At 49.0% G+C, this 15,885-nt stretch carries 17 protein-coding genes; 12 read left to right on the top strand and 5 right to left on the bottom strand.

Going from position 1 to position 15,885, the window contains the following annotated elements:
- The 10 genes from Q0499_RS14230 to Q0499_RS14185 form a co-directional block, all read left to right on the top strand.
- Positions 1-390, top strand: a 390-nt coding sequence (locus tag Q0499_RS14230; RefSeq protein ID WP_299200406.1) for a hypothetical protein, incomplete at its 5' end; no start/stop codon positions are given.
- A gap of 110 nt (positions 391-500) precedes the next feature.
- Positions 501-1,166, top strand: coding sequence for a F0F1 ATP synthase subunit B (gene atpF, locus Q0499_RS23695; RefSeq protein ID WP_363317803.1), 666 nt, complete (start codon positions 501-503; stop codon positions 1,164-1,166).
- A 12-nt stretch (positions 1,167-1,178) separates the two neighbouring features.
- Positions 1,179-1,715 (top strand): F0F1 ATP synthase subunit delta, encoded by a 537-nt coding sequence (locus tag Q0499_RS14220; protein ID WP_299200405.1) that lies wholly within the window; start codon positions 1,179-1,181, stop codon positions 1,713-1,715.
- A 15-nt stretch (positions 1,716-1,730) separates the two neighbouring features.
- On the top strand, positions 1,731-3,275 hold the full coding sequence (atpA, locus tag Q0499_RS14215) for a F0F1 ATP synthase subunit alpha (protein WP_299200404.1): 1,545 nt from the start codon (positions 1,731-1,733) through the stop codon (positions 3,273-3,275).
- Between the two features lie 74 nt (positions 3,276-3,349).
- Positions 3,350-4,213: a F0F1 ATP synthase subunit gamma gene (gene atpG, locus Q0499_RS14210; RefSeq protein ID WP_299200403.1), complete on the top strand. Its 864-nt coding sequence runs from the start codon at positions 3,350-3,352 to the stop codon at positions 4,211-4,213.
- A gap of 37 nt (positions 4,214-4,250) precedes the next feature.
- A complete protein-coding gene (gene atpD, locus Q0499_RS14205) occupies positions 4,251-5,627 on the top strand; it encodes a F0F1 ATP synthase subunit beta (RefSeq protein WP_299200402.1) in 1,377 nt (458 codons plus the stop codon).
- A gap of 34 nt (positions 5,628-5,661) precedes the next feature.
- Positions 5,662-6,087, top strand: coding sequence for a F0F1 ATP synthase subunit epsilon (locus Q0499_RS14200; RefSeq protein WP_299200401.1), 426 nt, complete (start codon positions 5,662-5,664; stop codon positions 6,085-6,087).
- A gap of 163 nt (positions 6,088-6,250) precedes the next feature.
- Positions 6,251-6,937 carry a CsgG/HfaB family protein gene (locus tag Q0499_RS14195; RefSeq protein WP_299200399.1) on the top strand — a complete coding sequence of 229 codons (687 nt, stop codon included), beginning with the start codon at positions 6,251-6,253 and terminating at the stop codon, positions 6,935-6,937.
- An 11-nt stretch (positions 6,938-6,948) separates the two neighbouring features.
- A complete protein-coding gene (locus tag Q0499_RS14190; RefSeq protein WP_299200398.1) occupies positions 6,949-7,311 on the top strand; it encodes a DUF4810 domain-containing protein in 363 nt (120 codons plus the stop codon).
- Positions 7,311-7,946, top strand: a complete 636-nt coding sequence (locus tag Q0499_RS14185) for a GNA1162 family protein (RefSeq protein WP_299200397.1) — start codon at positions 7,311-7,313, stop codon at positions 7,944-7,946. The genes Q0499_RS14190 and Q0499_RS14185 overlap by 1 nt, the downstream gene beginning before the upstream one ends.
- 84 nt (positions 7,947-8,030) lie before the next feature.
- On the opposite strand, the gene Q0499_RS14180 is transcribed toward Q0499_RS14185, so the two are convergent.
- From Q0499_RS14180 to Q0499_RS14160, 5 genes are all read right to left on the bottom strand, one after another.
- Positions 8,031-9,770, bottom strand: coding sequence for a flotillin domain-containing protein (locus Q0499_RS14180; RefSeq protein WP_299200396.1), 1,740 nt, complete (start codon positions 9,768-9,770; stop codon positions 8,031-8,033).
- A 17-nt stretch (positions 9,771-9,787) separates the two neighbouring features.
- Positions 9,788-10,450, bottom strand: a complete 663-nt coding sequence (locus Q0499_RS14175) for a YqiJ family protein (protein ID WP_299200395.1) — start codon at positions 10,448-10,450, stop codon at positions 9,788-9,790.
- Entirely contained in the window at positions 10,443-11,132 is a 690-nt protein-coding gene (locus Q0499_RS14170) for a PspA/IM30 family protein (protein WP_299200394.1), read from the bottom strand. The genes Q0499_RS14175 and Q0499_RS14170 overlap by 8 nt, the downstream gene beginning before the upstream one ends.
- Positions 11,125-11,619, bottom strand: coding sequence for a hypothetical protein (locus tag Q0499_RS14165; RefSeq protein WP_299200392.1), 495 nt, complete (start codon positions 11,617-11,619; stop codon positions 11,125-11,127). The genes Q0499_RS14170 and Q0499_RS14165 overlap by 8 nt, the downstream gene beginning before the upstream one ends.
- A gap of 95 nt (positions 11,620-11,714) precedes the next feature.
- Positions 11,715-12,455, bottom strand: coding sequence for a helix-turn-helix domain-containing protein (locus Q0499_RS14160; RefSeq protein WP_299200391.1), 741 nt, complete (start codon positions 12,453-12,455; stop codon positions 11,715-11,717).
- A gap of 137 nt (positions 12,456-12,592) precedes the next feature.
- Here Q0499_RS14160 and glmU point away from each other — a divergent pair, with 137 nt between their 5' ends.
- Together glmU and glmS are read left to right on the top strand one after the other, a co-directional pair.
- Positions 12,593-13,960, top strand: a complete 1,368-nt coding sequence (gene glmU, locus Q0499_RS14155) for a bifunctional UDP-N-acetylglucosamine diphosphorylase/glucosamine-1-phosphate N-acetyltransferase GlmU (protein WP_299200390.1) — start codon at positions 12,593-12,595, stop codon at positions 13,958-13,960.
- Positions 13,961-13,972: 12 nt separating this feature from the next.
- Positions 13,973-15,802, top strand: coding sequence for a glutamine--fructose-6-phosphate transaminase (isomerizing) (glmS, locus tag Q0499_RS14150; protein WP_299200389.1), 1,830 nt, complete (start codon positions 13,973-13,975; stop codon positions 15,800-15,802).
- Positions 15,803-15,885: the final 83 nt, after the last annotated feature.

Below are 15,885 nucleotides of genomic sequence, written 5' to 3'. Positions count from 1 at the left end.
TACCTCGAAGCACTATCGGCCGCGATCAAAGTTCCAACAGATTCAATACTTCAAATATTCTCTGGCGGTGGGTATCACTTCGTTATTCAACTAAAAGACCCAATAAAGTCAGTCGAGTTTTTTGAAAAGAATGACAGGGATGTTGTCGTGATAATGCAACAACCTTATTATCATTCTAGAAATAACGATGGTTTTATTGAAATAAATGAAAACCTTGTGTTCTTCAATTTTTCTAATAAAGATTTTGTCGATGTCTCCAAATTGAACCGTGAACCGCCCGGTAATGTGCCAGATGAAAACTCAAAAATGGCAGGTTTAGGATTTAGCGCCCCCAACTGGGCCTATTACATCAATGATAACGGGTTGGAAAAATTTGAGCTCGGGCAATAAAAAGTCTAGTGAACCTAATTTGATTTTTCCCGGTATTGCGTTGACTTGTAATAATTTAGTGATTTTATTATTTTGTGGTCCCAAAAATAATTCTGAGTCACAAAAAAGTCATGGATCATCCCATTGAGGAACAAAATAAAATTCAAAAAGCATTTTTGAAAAAGCTCCCTTCCAAGGATAGGCCATTTCATAGAAAGTTGTTTTCCATTGGAAATGCAAGTCTTCGATACCATCTCCTTTCAAAAAAGTATGAACCTACTCAAGATGATTTCGATGCCTGGCTATTCGAATTACCCGAACCCATTAAACTAAGCATGGAAGAACGAGGTTTTGAATCTTGTAAAACTTCCCAGCGATTTACAAAGTTTGTTTTAGAAAGAAGAAATATTCATGAAATTACAGATTATGGGTGGTTACATGAGCAAGATAATAGAAAAATTGTTCGTAATGATGATGGAAAAGATGTAGAACTGGCTCAAGAAAAAGCCATGTCTGATATGCGTAAGAGCAAGGAAGAAGCAGCCGCCATCATTGAACAGGCTAATAAGCGAGCTAACCAGATCGTTGATGAAGCTAAAGAGAAAGCACGTGAAGAGGCTAATCGCCTTCTAACGGCTGCTAAAGCTGAAATCGATCAGGAAGCTAACCGTGCCAGAGAAACTCTACGCGCTGATGTCGCTGCTCTTGTAGTAGCCGGTGCTGAGAAAATTCTTGAAGCGTCAGTTGACGCTAATGCGCACGCACAGCTTGTTGAAAAACTAGCTGCTGAGCTTTAAGCGAGGTTTACGATGGCTGAACTCAATACAGTTGCTCGGCCTTATACAAAAGCCGCTTTTGAGCACGCTGTGGCTAAGGGAAGTCTTGACCAGTGGTCCGATATGCTGGCAACTGCTACGGCAGTCGCTCAGCATGAGACGATGAAACTGGTATTGGATAACCCTGGCTTCACACGTGAGCAAAAAGCTGAGGCAATGATCTCTGTCTGCGAAGAGCAGATGGATCAGTCAACCAAGAATTTTATCTCTTTGTTGGCAGAAAATCAGCGTTTGGCTTTGTTACCAGAGATCGCCGTACAGTTTGAACAGTTGAAAGCTAACCAACAGCATACTGTTGAAGTGAATCTGACAACTGCCTTTGATCTGGGCGAGCAGCAGCAACAAAAATTAACTCAGGCACTGAGCTCCAAGCTGGGCCGCGAAGTGAGTCTGACTACCGTGGTGGACAAGTCCATTATTGGTGGTGTGATCGTTCGAACCGACGATATGGTTATCGACGGCTCTATTCGTGCTCGACTGGCTAAACTAGCCGAAGCAATGAACTCCTGAGTGTGAGGATTAAACATGCAGCAATTGAATCCATCTGAGATCAGCGAGATTCTTAAGAGCCGCATCGAGAAACTTGATGTCTCTTCTGAAGCCCGTAATGAAGGTACTATCGTCAGCGTTTCTGACGGTATTATCCTGATTCACGGCCTGGCTGATGTAATGTACGGGGAAATGATTGAATTCCCTGGCGGTATCTATGGTATGGCGCTCAACCTTGAGCGTGACTCTGTAGGTGCTGTAGTACTGGGTGACTATCAGGGTCTGGTAGAAGGTATGACCGCGCGTTGTACTGGCCGAATCCTGGAAGTACCTGTTGGTCCGGAACTGCAGGGTCGTGTAGTAGACGCCCTGGGTAACCCGATCGACGGTAAAGGCCCGATTGAAACTAAACTGACTGACCCTGTCGAAAAGGTTGCACCTGGTGTAATCGAGCGTCAATCAGTCGATCAGCCTGTACAGACTGGTCTGAAATCTATTGATGCCATGGTGCCAGTTGGCCGTGGTCAGCGTGAGCTGATCATCGGTGACCGTCAGATCGGTAAGACTGCGATCGCGATTGACGCTATCATCAACCAGAAAGGTACTGGTGTTAAATGTATCTACGTAGCGATCGGACAGAAACAGTCCACTATTGCCAACGTAGTACGTAAGCTGGAAGAGCATGGCGCGATGGAACATACCATCGTCGTAGCAGCTGGCGCATCTGATCCTGCAGCGATGCAGTTCCTGGCGCCTTACGCTGGTTGTTCTATGGGCGAATACTACCGTGACCGCGGTGAAGATGCTCTGATCGTATACGATGACCTGACTAAACAAGCCTGGGCTTACCGTCAGATCTCCCTGTTGCTGCGCCGCCCACCGGGCCGTGAAGCATACCCAGGTGACGTATTCTATCTTCACTCGCGTCTGCTGGAACGTGCTGCGCGCGTTAACCCAACCTATGTTGAGAAGTTTACTAACGGCGAAGTTAAGGGCAAAACAGGCTCTCTGACTGCACTGCCAGTAATCGAGACACAGGGTGGTGACGTATCTGCATTCGTACCAACCAACGTTATCTCAATCACCGATGGTCAGATCTTCCTGGAAGCGGACCTGTTTAACGCAGGTATCCGTCCGGCGATCAACGCTGGTCTGTCTGTATCCCGTGTAGGTGGTGCAGCTCAGACTAAGATCATCAAGAAACTGGGTGGTGGTGTACGTCTGGCTCTGGCTCAGTATCGTGAATTGGCGGCATTCGCTCAGTTTGCTTCTGATCTGGATGATGCTACCCGTGCTCAGCTTGAGCATGGTCAGCGCGTAACCGAGCTGATGAAGCAGAAGCAGTACTCCCCGATGTCTGTAGCGGACATGGGTCTGAGTCTGTTCGCTGCAAACGAAGGCTTCCTGAACGATATCGACCTGAACAAGATCCTTGATTTTGAAGCGTCGCTGATCTCTTACTTCAACAGCGAGTATGCTGATGTAATGGGTAAGATCAATGATAGCGGCGACTACAATGACGAGATCGCGTCTCAGTTCAAGGCTGGTATCGAAAAGTTCAAATCTACCCAAACTTGGTAATAGCTCATTTGAGTGGAGGTTTGCATAAGTAATTATGCAGACCTGAACTAAGTAAAGGTTTAATAGGTGGAACTATGGCAGCCGGAAAAGAGATAAAGACACAGATAAGCAGTATTCAGGGCACACGTAAGATTACCAGCGCTATGGAAATGGTGGCTGCATCTAAAATGCGTAAAGCTCAGGATCGCATGCAGGAAAGCCGTCCTTACGCTCGGAATATCCGCAGCGTAATTCAGCACCTGGCGAAATCCAATCCTGAATATAAGCATCTGTATCTGCAACAGCGCGAAGTAAAGCGTGTCGGTTTCATTGTATTAGCAACTGACCGTGGTCTCTGCGGTGGCTTGAACATTAATGCGTTCAAAGCAGCACTTGCCAAGATGAAAGAGTTTAAAGACGCAAATATCGAGATCGATATCTGTGCGCTGGGCTCTAAGTCTGTAAGCTTCTTTAAAACATATGGCGGTAACGTAACCGCAGCAAAATCTGGTTTGGGTGATAAGCCTGAAATAGTTGAGCTGATTGGTACCGTTAAAGTCATGTTGGATGCTTACGATGTAGGCAAGCTGGATATGTTGTTTATTGTATCTAACGAGTTCGTTAATACGATGACGCAGCAGCCACAGGTAGAGCAGATTCTTCCGCTGAAAGCAGAAGACGATGATGACCGTCTTAACCATCACTGGGATTATATTTACGAACCCGATGCTAAAGAGCTGTTGAACGGCTTACTGGTTCGTTACATTGAGTCCCTGGTCTATCAGGCCGTGGTTGAGAACAATGCCTGTGAACAGGCAGCACGAATGCTGGCGATGAAGAACGCAACTGACAACGCTGGTGACCTAATCGATGAGCTTCAAATGGTTTACAACAAGGCTCGTCAAGCTGCGATTACTCAGGAAATTTCTGAGATCGTGAGTGGTGCTGCTGCTGTATAAGGCAGTTAACAGGTTTAAATGTTAAGAGGATCCGAACATGAGTAGCGGACGTATTGTTCAGATTATCGGCGCAGTAGTCGACGTGGAATTCCCACGTGACAGTGTACCGAAAATCTATGATGCACTGGTTGTTGAGTCTAAAGGGCTCACACTTGAAGTTCAGCAACAGCTGGGTGATGGTGTTGTACGTGCAATCGCTATGGGTCAGACCGAAGGCGTCAGTCGTGGTCTGAGCGTAGTAAACACTGGTGCGCCAGTTTCTGTACCTGTCGGTACAGCGACTCTGGGTCGCATTATGGATGTATTGGGTAACCCAATCGATGAGTGTGGACCTATTGGTGAAGAAGAGCGTATGCCTATTCACCGTAAGGCACCTTCTTATGCTGACCAGGCGGCTTCTAACGAGCTGCTGGAAACCGGCATCAAGGTAATCGATCTGGTATGCCCATTCGCGAAGGGTGGTAAAGTTGGTCTGTTCGGTGGTGCCGGTGTAGGTAAAACCGTAAACATGATGGAACTGATCCGTAACATCGCGATCGAGCACTCTGGCTTCTCCGTATTTGCGGGTGTAGGTGAGCGTACTCGAGAAGGTAACGACTTCTACTATGAGATGAAAGAATCCAACGTATTGGATAAAGTATCTCTGGTATACGGTCAGATGAACGAGCCTCCAGGTAACCGTCTGCGTGTAGCGCTGACTGGCCTGACCATGGCTGAAAAATTCCGTGACGAAGGTCGTGACGTACTGTTGTTTGTTGATAACATCTACCGTTACACACTGGCAGGAACAGAAGTATCTGCACTGTTGGGTCGTATGCCTTCAGCGGTAGGTTACCAGCCAACACTGGCGGAAGAGATGGGTGTTCTTCAGGAACGTATCACCTCTACCAAGACGGGTTCTATCACGTCTATTCAAGCGGTATACGTACCAGCAGATGACTTGACTGACCCATCACCAGCGACCACCTTCTCGCACCTTGACGCAACAGTTGTACTGTCACGTCAGATTGCCGAGCTGGGTATCTACCCTGCGGTAGACCCACTGGATTCCACTTCACGTCAGTTGGATCCTCTGGTAATCGGTCAGGAGCATTATGACACTGCCCGTCAGGTGCAGGGTGTACTGCAGCGCTATAAAGAGCTGAAAGACATCATCGCGATTCTGGGTATGGACGAGTTGTCTGAAGAAGACAAGCAGGTAGTAACCCGCGCTCGTAAGATCCAGCGATTCCTGTCTCAGCCATTCTTCGTAGCTGAAGTATTCACCGGTTCTCCTGGTAAGTACGTTTCTCTGAAAGATACCATCAGCGCATTCAAGGGCATCCTTGCGGGCGATTATGACAGTCTGCCAGAGCAAGCGTTCTACATGGTTGGCGGTATCGACGAAGTGGTTGAAAAAGCTAAGAGCATGTAAGTGCGCTTAGTTAACCTTTTAAAAGGATAACAACATGGCTATGACTGTTCATTGTGACATCGTGAGTGCTGAAGAAGAGATCTTCTCCGGTCTTATCGAGTTCGTTTCAGTGACAGGTAGCCTGGGTGATCTGGGTATCTACCCGGGTCACGCTCCGCTTCTGTCGGAACTGAAACCAGGTCCTGTAGAGCTAATGAAACAGGGTGGTGAGCAGGAGATCTTTTACGTTTCTGGTGGCTTCATCGAAGTTCAGCCACACAAAGTCTCTGTCCTAGCGGACGTTGCACTGCGTGCGGGTGACATCAACGAAGCAGCTGCTGAAGAAGCGAAGAAGCATGCTGAACATGTAATGGCTGATAAGAGCACTGAACTGGATTTTTCCCGTGCGACTGCTCAATTGGCCGAAGCTGCAGCACAACTGCGTACTATTCAGCAGATTCGTAAGAAGATGGGTAAATAACCCGCGCTTACCGAACTGCTACTCGATAAAAAACAGCCTCCGGGCTGTTTTTTTTTGCCTCTCAAGAGGGCAATTAAATGCAGTTGGACATAAGCTGTCTGAATAGACGCTAAAGAGTAATATGCTGCGTTTAATCTATGACTTTAGAAAAAGGATTTATGTTATGGCCTTAATAGATAAAAGACTGGTTGCAAAAGCGACTGTTGTGTTCTGCGCTGTTGTTTTTGTGTCGGGTTGCGCGACTGAGAACCACCGCGAGATTGAACCACAGAAAGTCGAAACGTATCGGTCAAATTACCAGGGCCCACGTACCACAATGGTTGTGGGTAATTTTGATAATCGTTCTAATTATCTGCAGGGTATGTTTTCAGCTGATAACAATCGTCTCGGCAATCAGGCACAAACCATTCTTAAAACACATCTGCAACAAACGAATCGCTTTAATGTAGTCGACCGCCAGAGTATGGCTGATCTAAAGCAAGAGGCTGGTTTGAGTGGCGTGAAGCAGCAGATTCGGGGCGCCCGCTATGTGGTCACCGGGGATGTTACTGAGTTTGGCCGCAAAGTCACCGGTGATAAGCAACTGTTTGGTATTTTAGGTAAGGGGAAAACACAGACCGCCTACGCCAAAGTTTCGCTGAATATCGTTGATGTAGTCTCCTCGCAAATTGTTTATTCGACTCAGGGAGCAGGGGAGTATGAACTGTCAAATCGTGAAATCGTTGGTTTTGGCGGCGCTGCAGGCTATGACGCAACCCTGAATGGCAAGGTATTGAATTTTGCCATTATGGAAGCGGTGAATAATCTGGTCACCGATATGCAGAACGGTGTCTGGAAGATCGAACAATAAGGAATGTTTGAGTGAAACGAATAGCCGCATTATTAATAGCCTCCAGTGTTTTGCTGGGCGGTTGTGCCACCCAGGATACCAGTCTCTATTATTGGGGCTCCTACGAAGCGATGATTTACGAAATGTATGTCGAGCCCGGTAATGCACCTGCAGCGTTGCAGATCTCAAAACTGGAGCAGGATATTCAGAAGGCAGATGCACTGGGTAAACAGGTTCCTCCAGGGTTGTTCGCCCATCTGGGGATGATGTACGCCGCGGAAGGTAAAGCCGGACTGGCGCAGGAAGCGTTGTTGAAAGAGAAGGCGCTGTATCCTGAAGCAACCACCATGGTTGAAACACTATTGAAGAACCAGCAACAGGGAGGAAATCAGTGATGATACGTTCAATCGTGTGTGGGTCTTTGATGTTGTTGGCGTTGCTCAGCAGCGGTTGTGCCACCCAGGGAAGCTATGATTATTCCGCATTGCAGGCCAGTAAGCCCCGTTCTATTCTGGTGATTCCACCGATGAATAACTCCGTTGAGATCAATGCATCGAATATCTACTTGTCGACGCTGTCGAGACCTCTGGCAGAAAAAGGTTATTATGTCTTTCCGGTGGCGGTGATTAATCAGTTTCTGCAGGAAAATGGGCTACAGTCACCGGCGGATATGTATGATGTACCACTGGATAAGTTTGCCGAGCATCTTAGGCCGGATGCTATTCTCTATATCGTGATTGAAGACTGGGGGCAGAAGTATCAGGTCTTATCTTCAACTACGGAGGTTAAGGCGGATATGAAGCTTGTGGACGCGAAAACAGGTACCACTCTATGGGACTCTAAGGTTTCTTACGCACAGGGTTCAGGGGACAATGGTGGCGGCCTGGTTGGTATGCTGGTTCAGGCGGTGGTGGATCAGGTTGTCGGCACGATGATAGACCAAACCCCGACAGTCGCCCGGGCGGCCAATAATATCGCCATTAACAATCCGGGTCAGGGATTGCTCAATGGGCCATATCGGGCTCAGTAATTGTATGTCTTAGCTGTACAGCCATAAAAAACCACCTGCGAAGGTGGTTTTTTTATGGCTTGAAAAATGACGCTACTCTACGATTTAGTCGGCTCTTTTGTCAGCGAGGCCAGACGTTAAACCATTTAAAGAGTCGCCTTTCAGCCCGATCTCCTCAAGCAGGCCGTCAACAAGCGGGGCCTGTGCTTTATAGCGCAGGACACTGCTAACCATTTGATCTGCCAGGCTGGACGGTTGGGATTCACCTCCCTCGGATGCGCTTGAGCCTGAGCCAGCACCGTTTAAGCCATCAATCTGATAGATTTTAATACCATCGATCTGCTCCATCGGTTTAACGCTTTCACGAATAATATCCGGAAGACGCTCAATAATCGCCAGCTTGATCTGACGAGCGATCTGCTCAGCTGCAAGCAGATTCTCGGCTTCATTGAGGGCGCGTTTGCCTTCGGCATCGACCCGGTTGCGAATCTCGGCGGCCTCGGCGGCAAGTTTTTCAGATTTATTCTGCGCTTCAGCATTGATCAGCTGCTTGTCAGCATCGGCATGGGCCTGAATACGCACCGCTTCTGCATGGTCCTCTGCAGCATCCTTCTCTGCCTGAGCACCCACTTTGATACTGATAGCATTGCGTTCTGCTTCTTTTGCCGCTTCAACCAGCTCTATCTGTTTATCACGTTCAGCGATCTCAGTCTCCCGGACAGTGATAACCTGCTCATCGGCTTTTACCGCCTCTGAACGGGCCCGGCTTGCTTCGGCTTCAGCAACGGATTGCTCTCGGGATTTTTGTGCGATGGCGATCGATTTATCCTGTTCAGATAGCTCTAAGGTTCTGCGTTTATCAATCTCAGCACTTTCAATCGCTTTACTTTTCTCTATATCTTTTTCTTTCAACAGCCGCGCCATCGTAATACGGCCCTCTTCAACCGCCTGCTCGGAGCTGATTCGCGACTGCTCGGTTTGCTGCTCTGCAACGATTTGCGCCTGTTCAGCTGATCGTTTGTTTTCAGCCTGCTCACGCATAATCTCTGCTTCGATGGTCGCTTTACGAATTTCGACCTCTCTGGATTGTTGCAGTCGGGCATATTCCTGATCGCGGGTGATCTCTAAACGCTGTTTTTCGGCTTCAAGGTTTTTGGTTGCAATGCTAACCTCGGTCTCCTGCTCGATCTCATTACGGCGTTTGCGACGCTCTTCAATCGCCTCGGTCAGTTTGGTCAGACCCTCGGCATCAAAGGCGTTATCGGGATTGAAATACTGTTTACCCGTCTGGTCGAGACCGGTGAGGGAAACGGATTCAAGTTCGAGACCGTTTTTCAACAGGTCTTCAGAAACCACCTGCTGTACTTTCTGAACAAAATCGACCCGTTGTTCGTGCAGTTCATACATCGCCATCTCGGCAGCCACAGCACGCAGGGCATCAACAAATTTACCTTCTACCAACTCTTTCAGGGCTTCGGGTTCCATGGTGCGCATACCCAGCGTCTGGGCGGCATTGGCAATGGACTCTACGGTGGGCTGAACCCGCACATAAAACTCTGCCAGCACATCGACCCGCATCCGGTCCCGGGTGATCAGCGCCTGATCATTAGCCCGTTTCACCTCGAGTCTGAGGGTATTCATATTGACCGGAATGATTTCATGGAGCACCGGCAAAACAATTGCGCCGCCATTCACAATCACTTTCTGTCCACCAAAACCGGTGCGGACGAACGAGGTCTCTTTTGAGGCCCGTCGATAGAGCCGCGCCATAATTAAGCCGATGGCTATAAGGCCAATAACAATAATGGCAGCGACAGTGCCAAGATCCGTGAGGTCGAAGTACATAGTGCTAATAATTCCTTTTATTGATTAACGAGGTTTGGGTTAGTATTTGGAATCACGATAAAGGTATTTTGTTGCTGCTTAATGATAAGCACCTGTGATCCCTGTGGCTGATCCGGTTGGTTTTTATCCGGCTCTACCATCAGGTAGTGGGTCTGTCCATGCTGGTCTTTGACCTTTGCCTGAGCCGGGCTGCCTACCCGTGCTGTTCCGGTAGTGATCAGGGCCACTCTGCCGATAAAGCTATCACTGGATACCGCTTCGGATTCATCTTGCGGCAATATTCTGGCAATCCCTTTGGCCGAAACCCGTGTCAGAGGGAGTGTCAGTAGGGTTGCCGGAACAATCGCCAGCCAGCTGTAAAGCAGCTGGCCTGTCAGTGTGCGAAACATACTTTGCACCAACAGTCCGGCAAGGCCGAAATAGGTCAGTACAATAATGAGTAAAACCAGAAAGGGCACCTGGCCGACATAAAACCAACCGAGTATCCGGCTGATGATGCCGCTATCAGGAATATCCGCTGCACCTACATCGACACTCAGGTCTGGCAACAGGGCTTCCAGTATGGAGGAAAATGCCAGTCCCACAACCAGGCCGGCCCCTTCAAGCAGGGCCAGAATCACCATCACTGTCAGCGAGAGAGTGAAGGGGAAGTTGCCACTCAGGGTGAGAAACTCAAACATTACCGCTGTCTTCGCTGTTTGATTTCAGTAACGCCAGGCGTTCTTTTATGCGGTTGTTGCGGTTAAGTTCGTCCAGTTCTGCCAGCTTCGCGGCATTGTCAGCGCTGCTTTTGTTTAGATTGGAATAAGCGGTCTGTTTTTCAATAATCCGCTCAAATGCGGACTCGGCTTTAGCCACTTTCGCCGCAATATCGGAACCGGTGTTCGCTGCGCTCTGATGGTCCGGGATAGCCGATACATTTTTTAATGTAAGGAGTCTTTGCAGTTCCTCCTTCATTTCGCGCTTTTTAGCCGTAAGTGCCTGAATGTAGCCATCAAGCTCTTGCTCTTTCTCGCCGGCTTCAGCGATGGATTTTTCAAGCACCGGAATCTGAGCTTCGATATCCAGCTGATGGGCTATCCCTGCTTCTGCGAGGTCTTCTCTGCCTTCGGCGAGAGCGACCTGTATTTTGCTGCTCAGCTCTTCATGCAGACTACTTGTTTCCATTAATCGGGTGCTGGCAAGGTGTTTTCTCGCGGCTATCTGCCCCAGTTCAACCCTGACCTGATCGATAGCGCTATCCACCTCTCTTAGCGCTTCTTCAAGAATGATTTCAGGGGCTGAATCTTCTATAGAGTTAACCAGTGCGTTCAGACTTCCACTGATTATGCGGCCAACCCGGCTGGTAATTGACTCATTCATAGTTCACTCCTTGGACTTTCATTATTTCATCTAGTTTTTGACGCACTTTTTCTAACATTTCAGGGTCGTGGCTGCTGATTAGTGGGGGCCTCAGCAGACGCAGTAGTTGCCCGGTGGTATTCACCAGAAGTTCGAGACATTCCCGTTCATAGAGGTGAATGGACTCGTCGGATTGTTTAATTTTGCCCGAATGGAATAGCAGTGATGACAGGGATCTTTCCAGCCAGTAGTGCTGGGTAGCCAATAGAGTGGAGTGTTGATGACATCGGGATTCAGTTTGCTCGATCACCTCTATCGCGGGAGCGAGATATCCCGATACTCTCTGTTTAGAGTCTGATAGCGAATGCGGCGCGTGCTCTTCTTTACGTACTTTATTGATGATGAAGCGAAGTTTTTCACTGGGAGTGACCGCATCAGGTGCAGTAAAGTCAGCCAGAAACGCGGCTTCAGCGGGGGAGAGTCGAACACTGATAGGGATAGATTTCATTGCAAAGCTCCATTTGCATCAATTAGGGTCCATCCTAAATTGAATTGTTTATACCAGTATACAAACGTAAACAGCAAGCAAAACTGAATTATTTATTACAGCAGCCCCCATAACGTATCAAAAATAATCTTCTGGGCGGCTGCCACCTCTTTCGACTCAATCACCACGGCCGTTGGGTAGTTAGCTGATGCCAGGGAGATAATGGCGCACTTGGGAGGATAAACGGCGATATAGGCGGCATCGACCCGGCCTTCGGTTTTAATCCACTTACGGGCGCTGAGTTCCGCATCTTCACCGCCGTCACCGATAGCGATTACTTTTACTTCAATACCCTTCAAAATTCGCTGGGCGGTAAAGTTAGGAAACGGGCGGTAAAGGTGTTGTCGAATCGGTTTTGACGAAAAGACAGAGTAGCTCTTAGGATTCTGTGACTCTACTGTATTCAGTATATCCCTGAGAACCTGTTCGATACCGCTGTCGCCTTCGTAGTAGCTGACATTGGCCGTATTAAAGTCGGGCATCAGGTGGTGCAACTCCGGTACCACGCGGTTTTTCAGTTGATCAATCGCGGAGTTAAGCGAGGTTCGCTTCTCCTCTGCCAGCTGCAGCAACACTTCAGGCTCGCGGGCAGAGAACAAGCGGCGCTTGCCCTTAGGCAGATAGGTGACGATACCTTTCTGCTGCATCTCTTTCAGGCAGTCGTAAGTTGTCCCCCGGTTGATGCCTGCTTTTTCCGCAATGGTGCGGATAGCGCTGGGGCCGAGAGAGAGCAGTGCACGGTAAAGGGTGATTTCGCGTTTAGCCAAACCCAGTAGTTCAAACAGTTCATCATTCATAATTGTCAATTTTTCTCTGACATTTAATATTGCATCTAAGACCAGTTAGATTAAAGTTCGGTTAAATTATTGTTTGTGTCAACAACAGCGGGTCGCCGGATCGGCCAATGCTGTAATTAACCAGGAAGACTTCTGTTTTGAATAGCCTTGATATTGTTATTCTGGCCGCTGGTCAGGGTAGCCGAATGAAATCATCACTACCTAAAGTGCTGCACAGTATTGGTGGCAAGTCGATGCTGCAACATGTTATTGACAACGCCATCTCATTGGAAAATGCCCGAATCCATATTGTTATTGGACATGGAGCAGGCGCTGTCGAAACTGCCCTGTCAGGACAGCCTGTACAGTTTGCCCTGCAGGCTGAACAGCTGGGCACCGGTCATGCGGTGGCTCAGGCAATGCCAAACATCTCTGACAATGGGGTTGTGCTGGTGTTATATGGCGATGTTCCGCTTACCCGGCCTGATACCATGGCGGAGTTGGTAAAAATTGCTCAGCGTGGACAGTTTGGCTTATTAACGGTGAATCTGGCAGACCCAACCGGCTATGGACGGATTGTACGCAGCGATGCCGGCGATGTTGTGGCGATTGTCGAGCATAAGGATGCCAGTGAGGTGCAACGCGCAATCACTGAAGTTAACACCGGTATTTTGGCGCTGCCCACCGCGTTGTTACGCGAGTGGATACCCCAGCTCTCCTCGAATAATGTTCAGGGTGAATACTATCTCACCGATATTATCGCCATGGCAGCAGAGCAGGGTGTGCGGGTTCAGGCGATTCAGCCCGCGACCGAGCAGGAAGTACAGGGGGTTAACAACCGCCTGCAGCAGGCTGAACTGGAGCGCTGGTATCAGCGGAGCGCAGCTGAAGCGTTGATGCTGGAAGGGGTGTCCCTGGCAGATCCGGCGCGGATCGATGTCCGTGGAGAGGTCAGCGTGGGCCATGATGTAGCAATTGATATCAATGTGATCCTGGAAGGCCGGGTAGAGATCGGCGATAACGTCACCATTGAAGCGAACTGTATTATTAAAGATTCGGTAATCGGTTCTGGTTCTCATATTAAAGCGAACTCTATGCTGGATGAAGCGGTGGTTGCTGATAACTGTGATATCGGTCCGTTTGCCCGGCTGCGTCCCGGCAGTCGTCTGGCGAACAATGCTAAAGTCGGTAACTTTGTCGAGACGAAGAAAGCGAATATCGGCGAGGGTAGTAAGGTAAATCATCTTAGCTATATCGGTGATGCCGAGATTGGTGTGAACGTTAACGTTGGCGCTGGCACCATTACCTGTAACTACGACGGGGTTAATAAGTCGACCACTGAGATTGGCGACGGCGCTTTTATCGGCTCGAATACCGCTCTGGTGGCGCCGGTTAAAATTGGCGCAGGCGCGACGGTTGGCGCAGGTTCCACTATCACCAAGGAAGTACAGTCGGATCAACTAGCGATCACCCGGGCAAAGCAGACCAACCTGAATAACTGGCAGCGTCCGGTAAAAAAATCATAAGGAAACGGAATTATGTGTGGAATAGTAGGAGCTATCGCAGAGCGGAATATTTCAGCGATTCTGTTGGAAGGACTGAAACGACTGGAGTATAGGGGATATGATTCAGCTGGAATGGCAGTTTTAAACAGTCAGACGGGGCAGCTTGAGCACCTGAAACGGGTGGGTAAAGTGGCACAATTAGACGGTGCATTAAGTACCTCTCCGCTTCCGGGTCATCTGGGAATTGCCCATACCCGCTGGGCAACCCACGGTAAGCCTGAACAGCGTAATGCTCACCCTCATTTATCTGCTGATCGTATTGCCGTGGTTCACAATGGCATCATTGAAAACTACACAGCGTTGAAAGCGGAACTGATTGCCGACGGCTATACGTTTTTATCCGATACCGATACCGAGGTGGTCACTCACCTGATTCACCGGGAAGTGATCAGCGGTAAAAGCCTGGAAGCGGCGCTGAAAGAGAGCTTAAAACGGCTCGATGGCGCCTATGCACTGGCGGTAATCGATCAGCAACAACCGGATCTGCTTTTAGCTACCCGAATGGGTAGTCCGCTGGTAATCGGTGTTGGTGTAGAGGAAAACTTTATCGCTTCCGACCCGTTGGCATTGCTGCAGGTAACTGACAAGTTCATCTATCTGGAGGAGGGGGACATTGCCGCCATTACCCTTTCAGAAGTAAAGGTAGAGGATATCTCCGGGCAACCAGTCACGCGCGAATCTCATTTGTTTGAACATGGTCACGATGCCGCAGATAAAGGCACCTATCGTCACTATATGCTTAAAGAGATCTATGAACAGCCGGATGTGATCACCCGGGTGCTTGAAGGGCGGATCCATCAGGGTCATGTACTGGAGCAAGTGTTTGGCAGCGGTGCGTCAGAGTTGTTTGACCAGGTAAAAATGGTGCAGATTGTTGCCTGTGGCACCAGCTATAACGCCGGTGTTGTCGCCCGTTACTGGATCGAAAAACTGGTTGGCATCCCCTGTATGGTCGAAGTGGCCAGCGAGTTCCGTTATCGCAAAACGGTTTGTATGCCCGGCACGCTGTTTATCACCATCTCTCAGTCCGGTGAAACCGCCGATACTCTGTCTGCGCTGCGGGAAGCAAAAGAACAGGATTATCTCGGCTTTCTGTCGATCTGCAATGTTGCGGGAAGCTCTTTAGTCAGGGAATCTAACCTGGCAATTATGACCAATGCCGGTCCCGAGATCGGTGTAGCGTCAACCAAAGCCTTTACCAGTCAGTTAGTGGTGCTGATGCTAACCACCCTGGTGCTGGCGCGTCGCTACGGTTTTGACGGCGAACAGGAGATCGTTGCCCAACTGGAGCAGCTTTCCGGTCTGGCAGATCAGGTGTTGGCACTGGACCCACAGGTTCAGAAAATGGCCGAACACTTTGTCGATAAACATCATGCATTGTTTCTGGGGCGCGGCACCATCTATCCTGTTGCCGTTGAGGGCGCGCTCAAGTTGAAAGAGATCTCTTATATACATGCAGAAGCTTACCCGGCCGGAGAGCTGAAACATGGCCCGCTGGCGCTGGTGGACGAGGATATGCCGGTAGTCGCAATAGCACCCAATAACTCTCTGTTAGAAAAGCTTCAGGCTAACCTGGAAGAGGTCCGGGCACGAGGTGGAAAACTATTTCTGTTCGCCGATTCCAAAGCCCAGATAAAACCGGGTAATGATCTCGAACTGATCACCTTGCCGGATGTGCCCACCGTAATGGCACCGATCATCTACTCTATCCCGCTGCAGCTGTTGGCCTATTATGTCGCCTGTCTGAAGGGCACCGATGTGGATCAGCCACGCAATCTGGCAAAATCAGTGACGGTAGAGTGATAGCTACCTGATAGTTCTATATGATAGTTCTATAATTTTGTCGTTTGGTTCTAGAGAGAACCTGAAGTATTGACGACAATTAG

Source organism: uncultured Amphritea sp. (assembly GCF_937127095.1).
Taxonomy (GTDB): domain Bacteria; phylum Pseudomonadota; class Gammaproteobacteria; order Pseudomonadales; family Balneatricaceae; genus Amphritea.
Note: the sequence above shows the minus strand (reverse complement) of the source record. Positions and strands in the feature narration are given on the sequence as shown.

Coding starts and splice junctions, on each gene's coding strand:
- Q0499_RS14160 (WP_299200391.1), bottom strand. CDS start 12,455: ATGAATGATGAACTGTTTGAACTACTGGGTTTGGCTAAACGCGAAATC.
- Q0499_RS14175 (WP_299200395.1), bottom strand. CDS start 10,450: ATGTTTGAGTTTCTCACCCTGAGTGGCAACTTCCCCTTCACTCTCTCG.
- Q0499_RS14180 (WP_299200396.1), bottom strand. CDS start 9,770: ATGTACTTCGACCTCACGGATCTTGGCACTGTCGCTGCCATTATTGTT.
- Q0499_RS14185 (WP_299200397.1), top strand. CDS start 7,311: ATGATACGTTCAATCGTGTGTGGGTCTTTGATGTTGTTGGCGTTGCTC.
- atpF (WP_363317803.1), top strand. CDS start 501: ATGGATCATCCCATTGAGGAACAAAATAAAATTCAAAAAGCATTTTTG.
- atpG (WP_299200403.1), top strand. CDS start 3,350: ATGGCAGCCGGAAAAGAGATAAAGACACAGATAAGCAGTATTCAGGGC.
- atpA (WP_299200404.1), top strand. CDS start 1,731: ATGCAGCAATTGAATCCATCTGAGATCAGCGAGATTCTTAAGAGCCGC.
- Q0499_RS14170 (WP_299200394.1), bottom strand. CDS start 11,132: ATGAATGAGTCAATTACCAGCCGGGTTGGCCGCATAATCAGTGGAAGT.
- Q0499_RS14200 (WP_299200401.1), top strand. CDS start 5,662: ATGGCTATGACTGTTCATTGTGACATCGTGAGTGCTGAAGAAGAGATC.
- Q0499_RS14165 (WP_299200392.1), bottom strand. CDS start 11,619: ATGAAATCTATCCCTATCAGTGTTCGACTCTCCCCCGCTGAAGCCGCG.
- Q0499_RS14195 (WP_299200399.1), top strand. CDS start 6,251: ATGGCCTTAATAGATAAAAGACTGGTTGCAAAAGCGACTGTTGTGTTC.
- Q0499_RS14220 (WP_299200405.1), top strand. CDS start 1,179: ATGGCTGAACTCAATACAGTTGCTCGGCCTTATACAAAAGCCGCTTTT.
- glmS (WP_299200389.1), top strand. CDS start 13,973: ATGTGTGGAATAGTAGGAGCTATCGCAGAGCGGAATATTTCAGCGATT.
- atpD (WP_299200402.1), top strand. CDS start 4,251: ATGAGTAGCGGACGTATTGTTCAGATTATCGGCGCAGTAGTCGACGTG.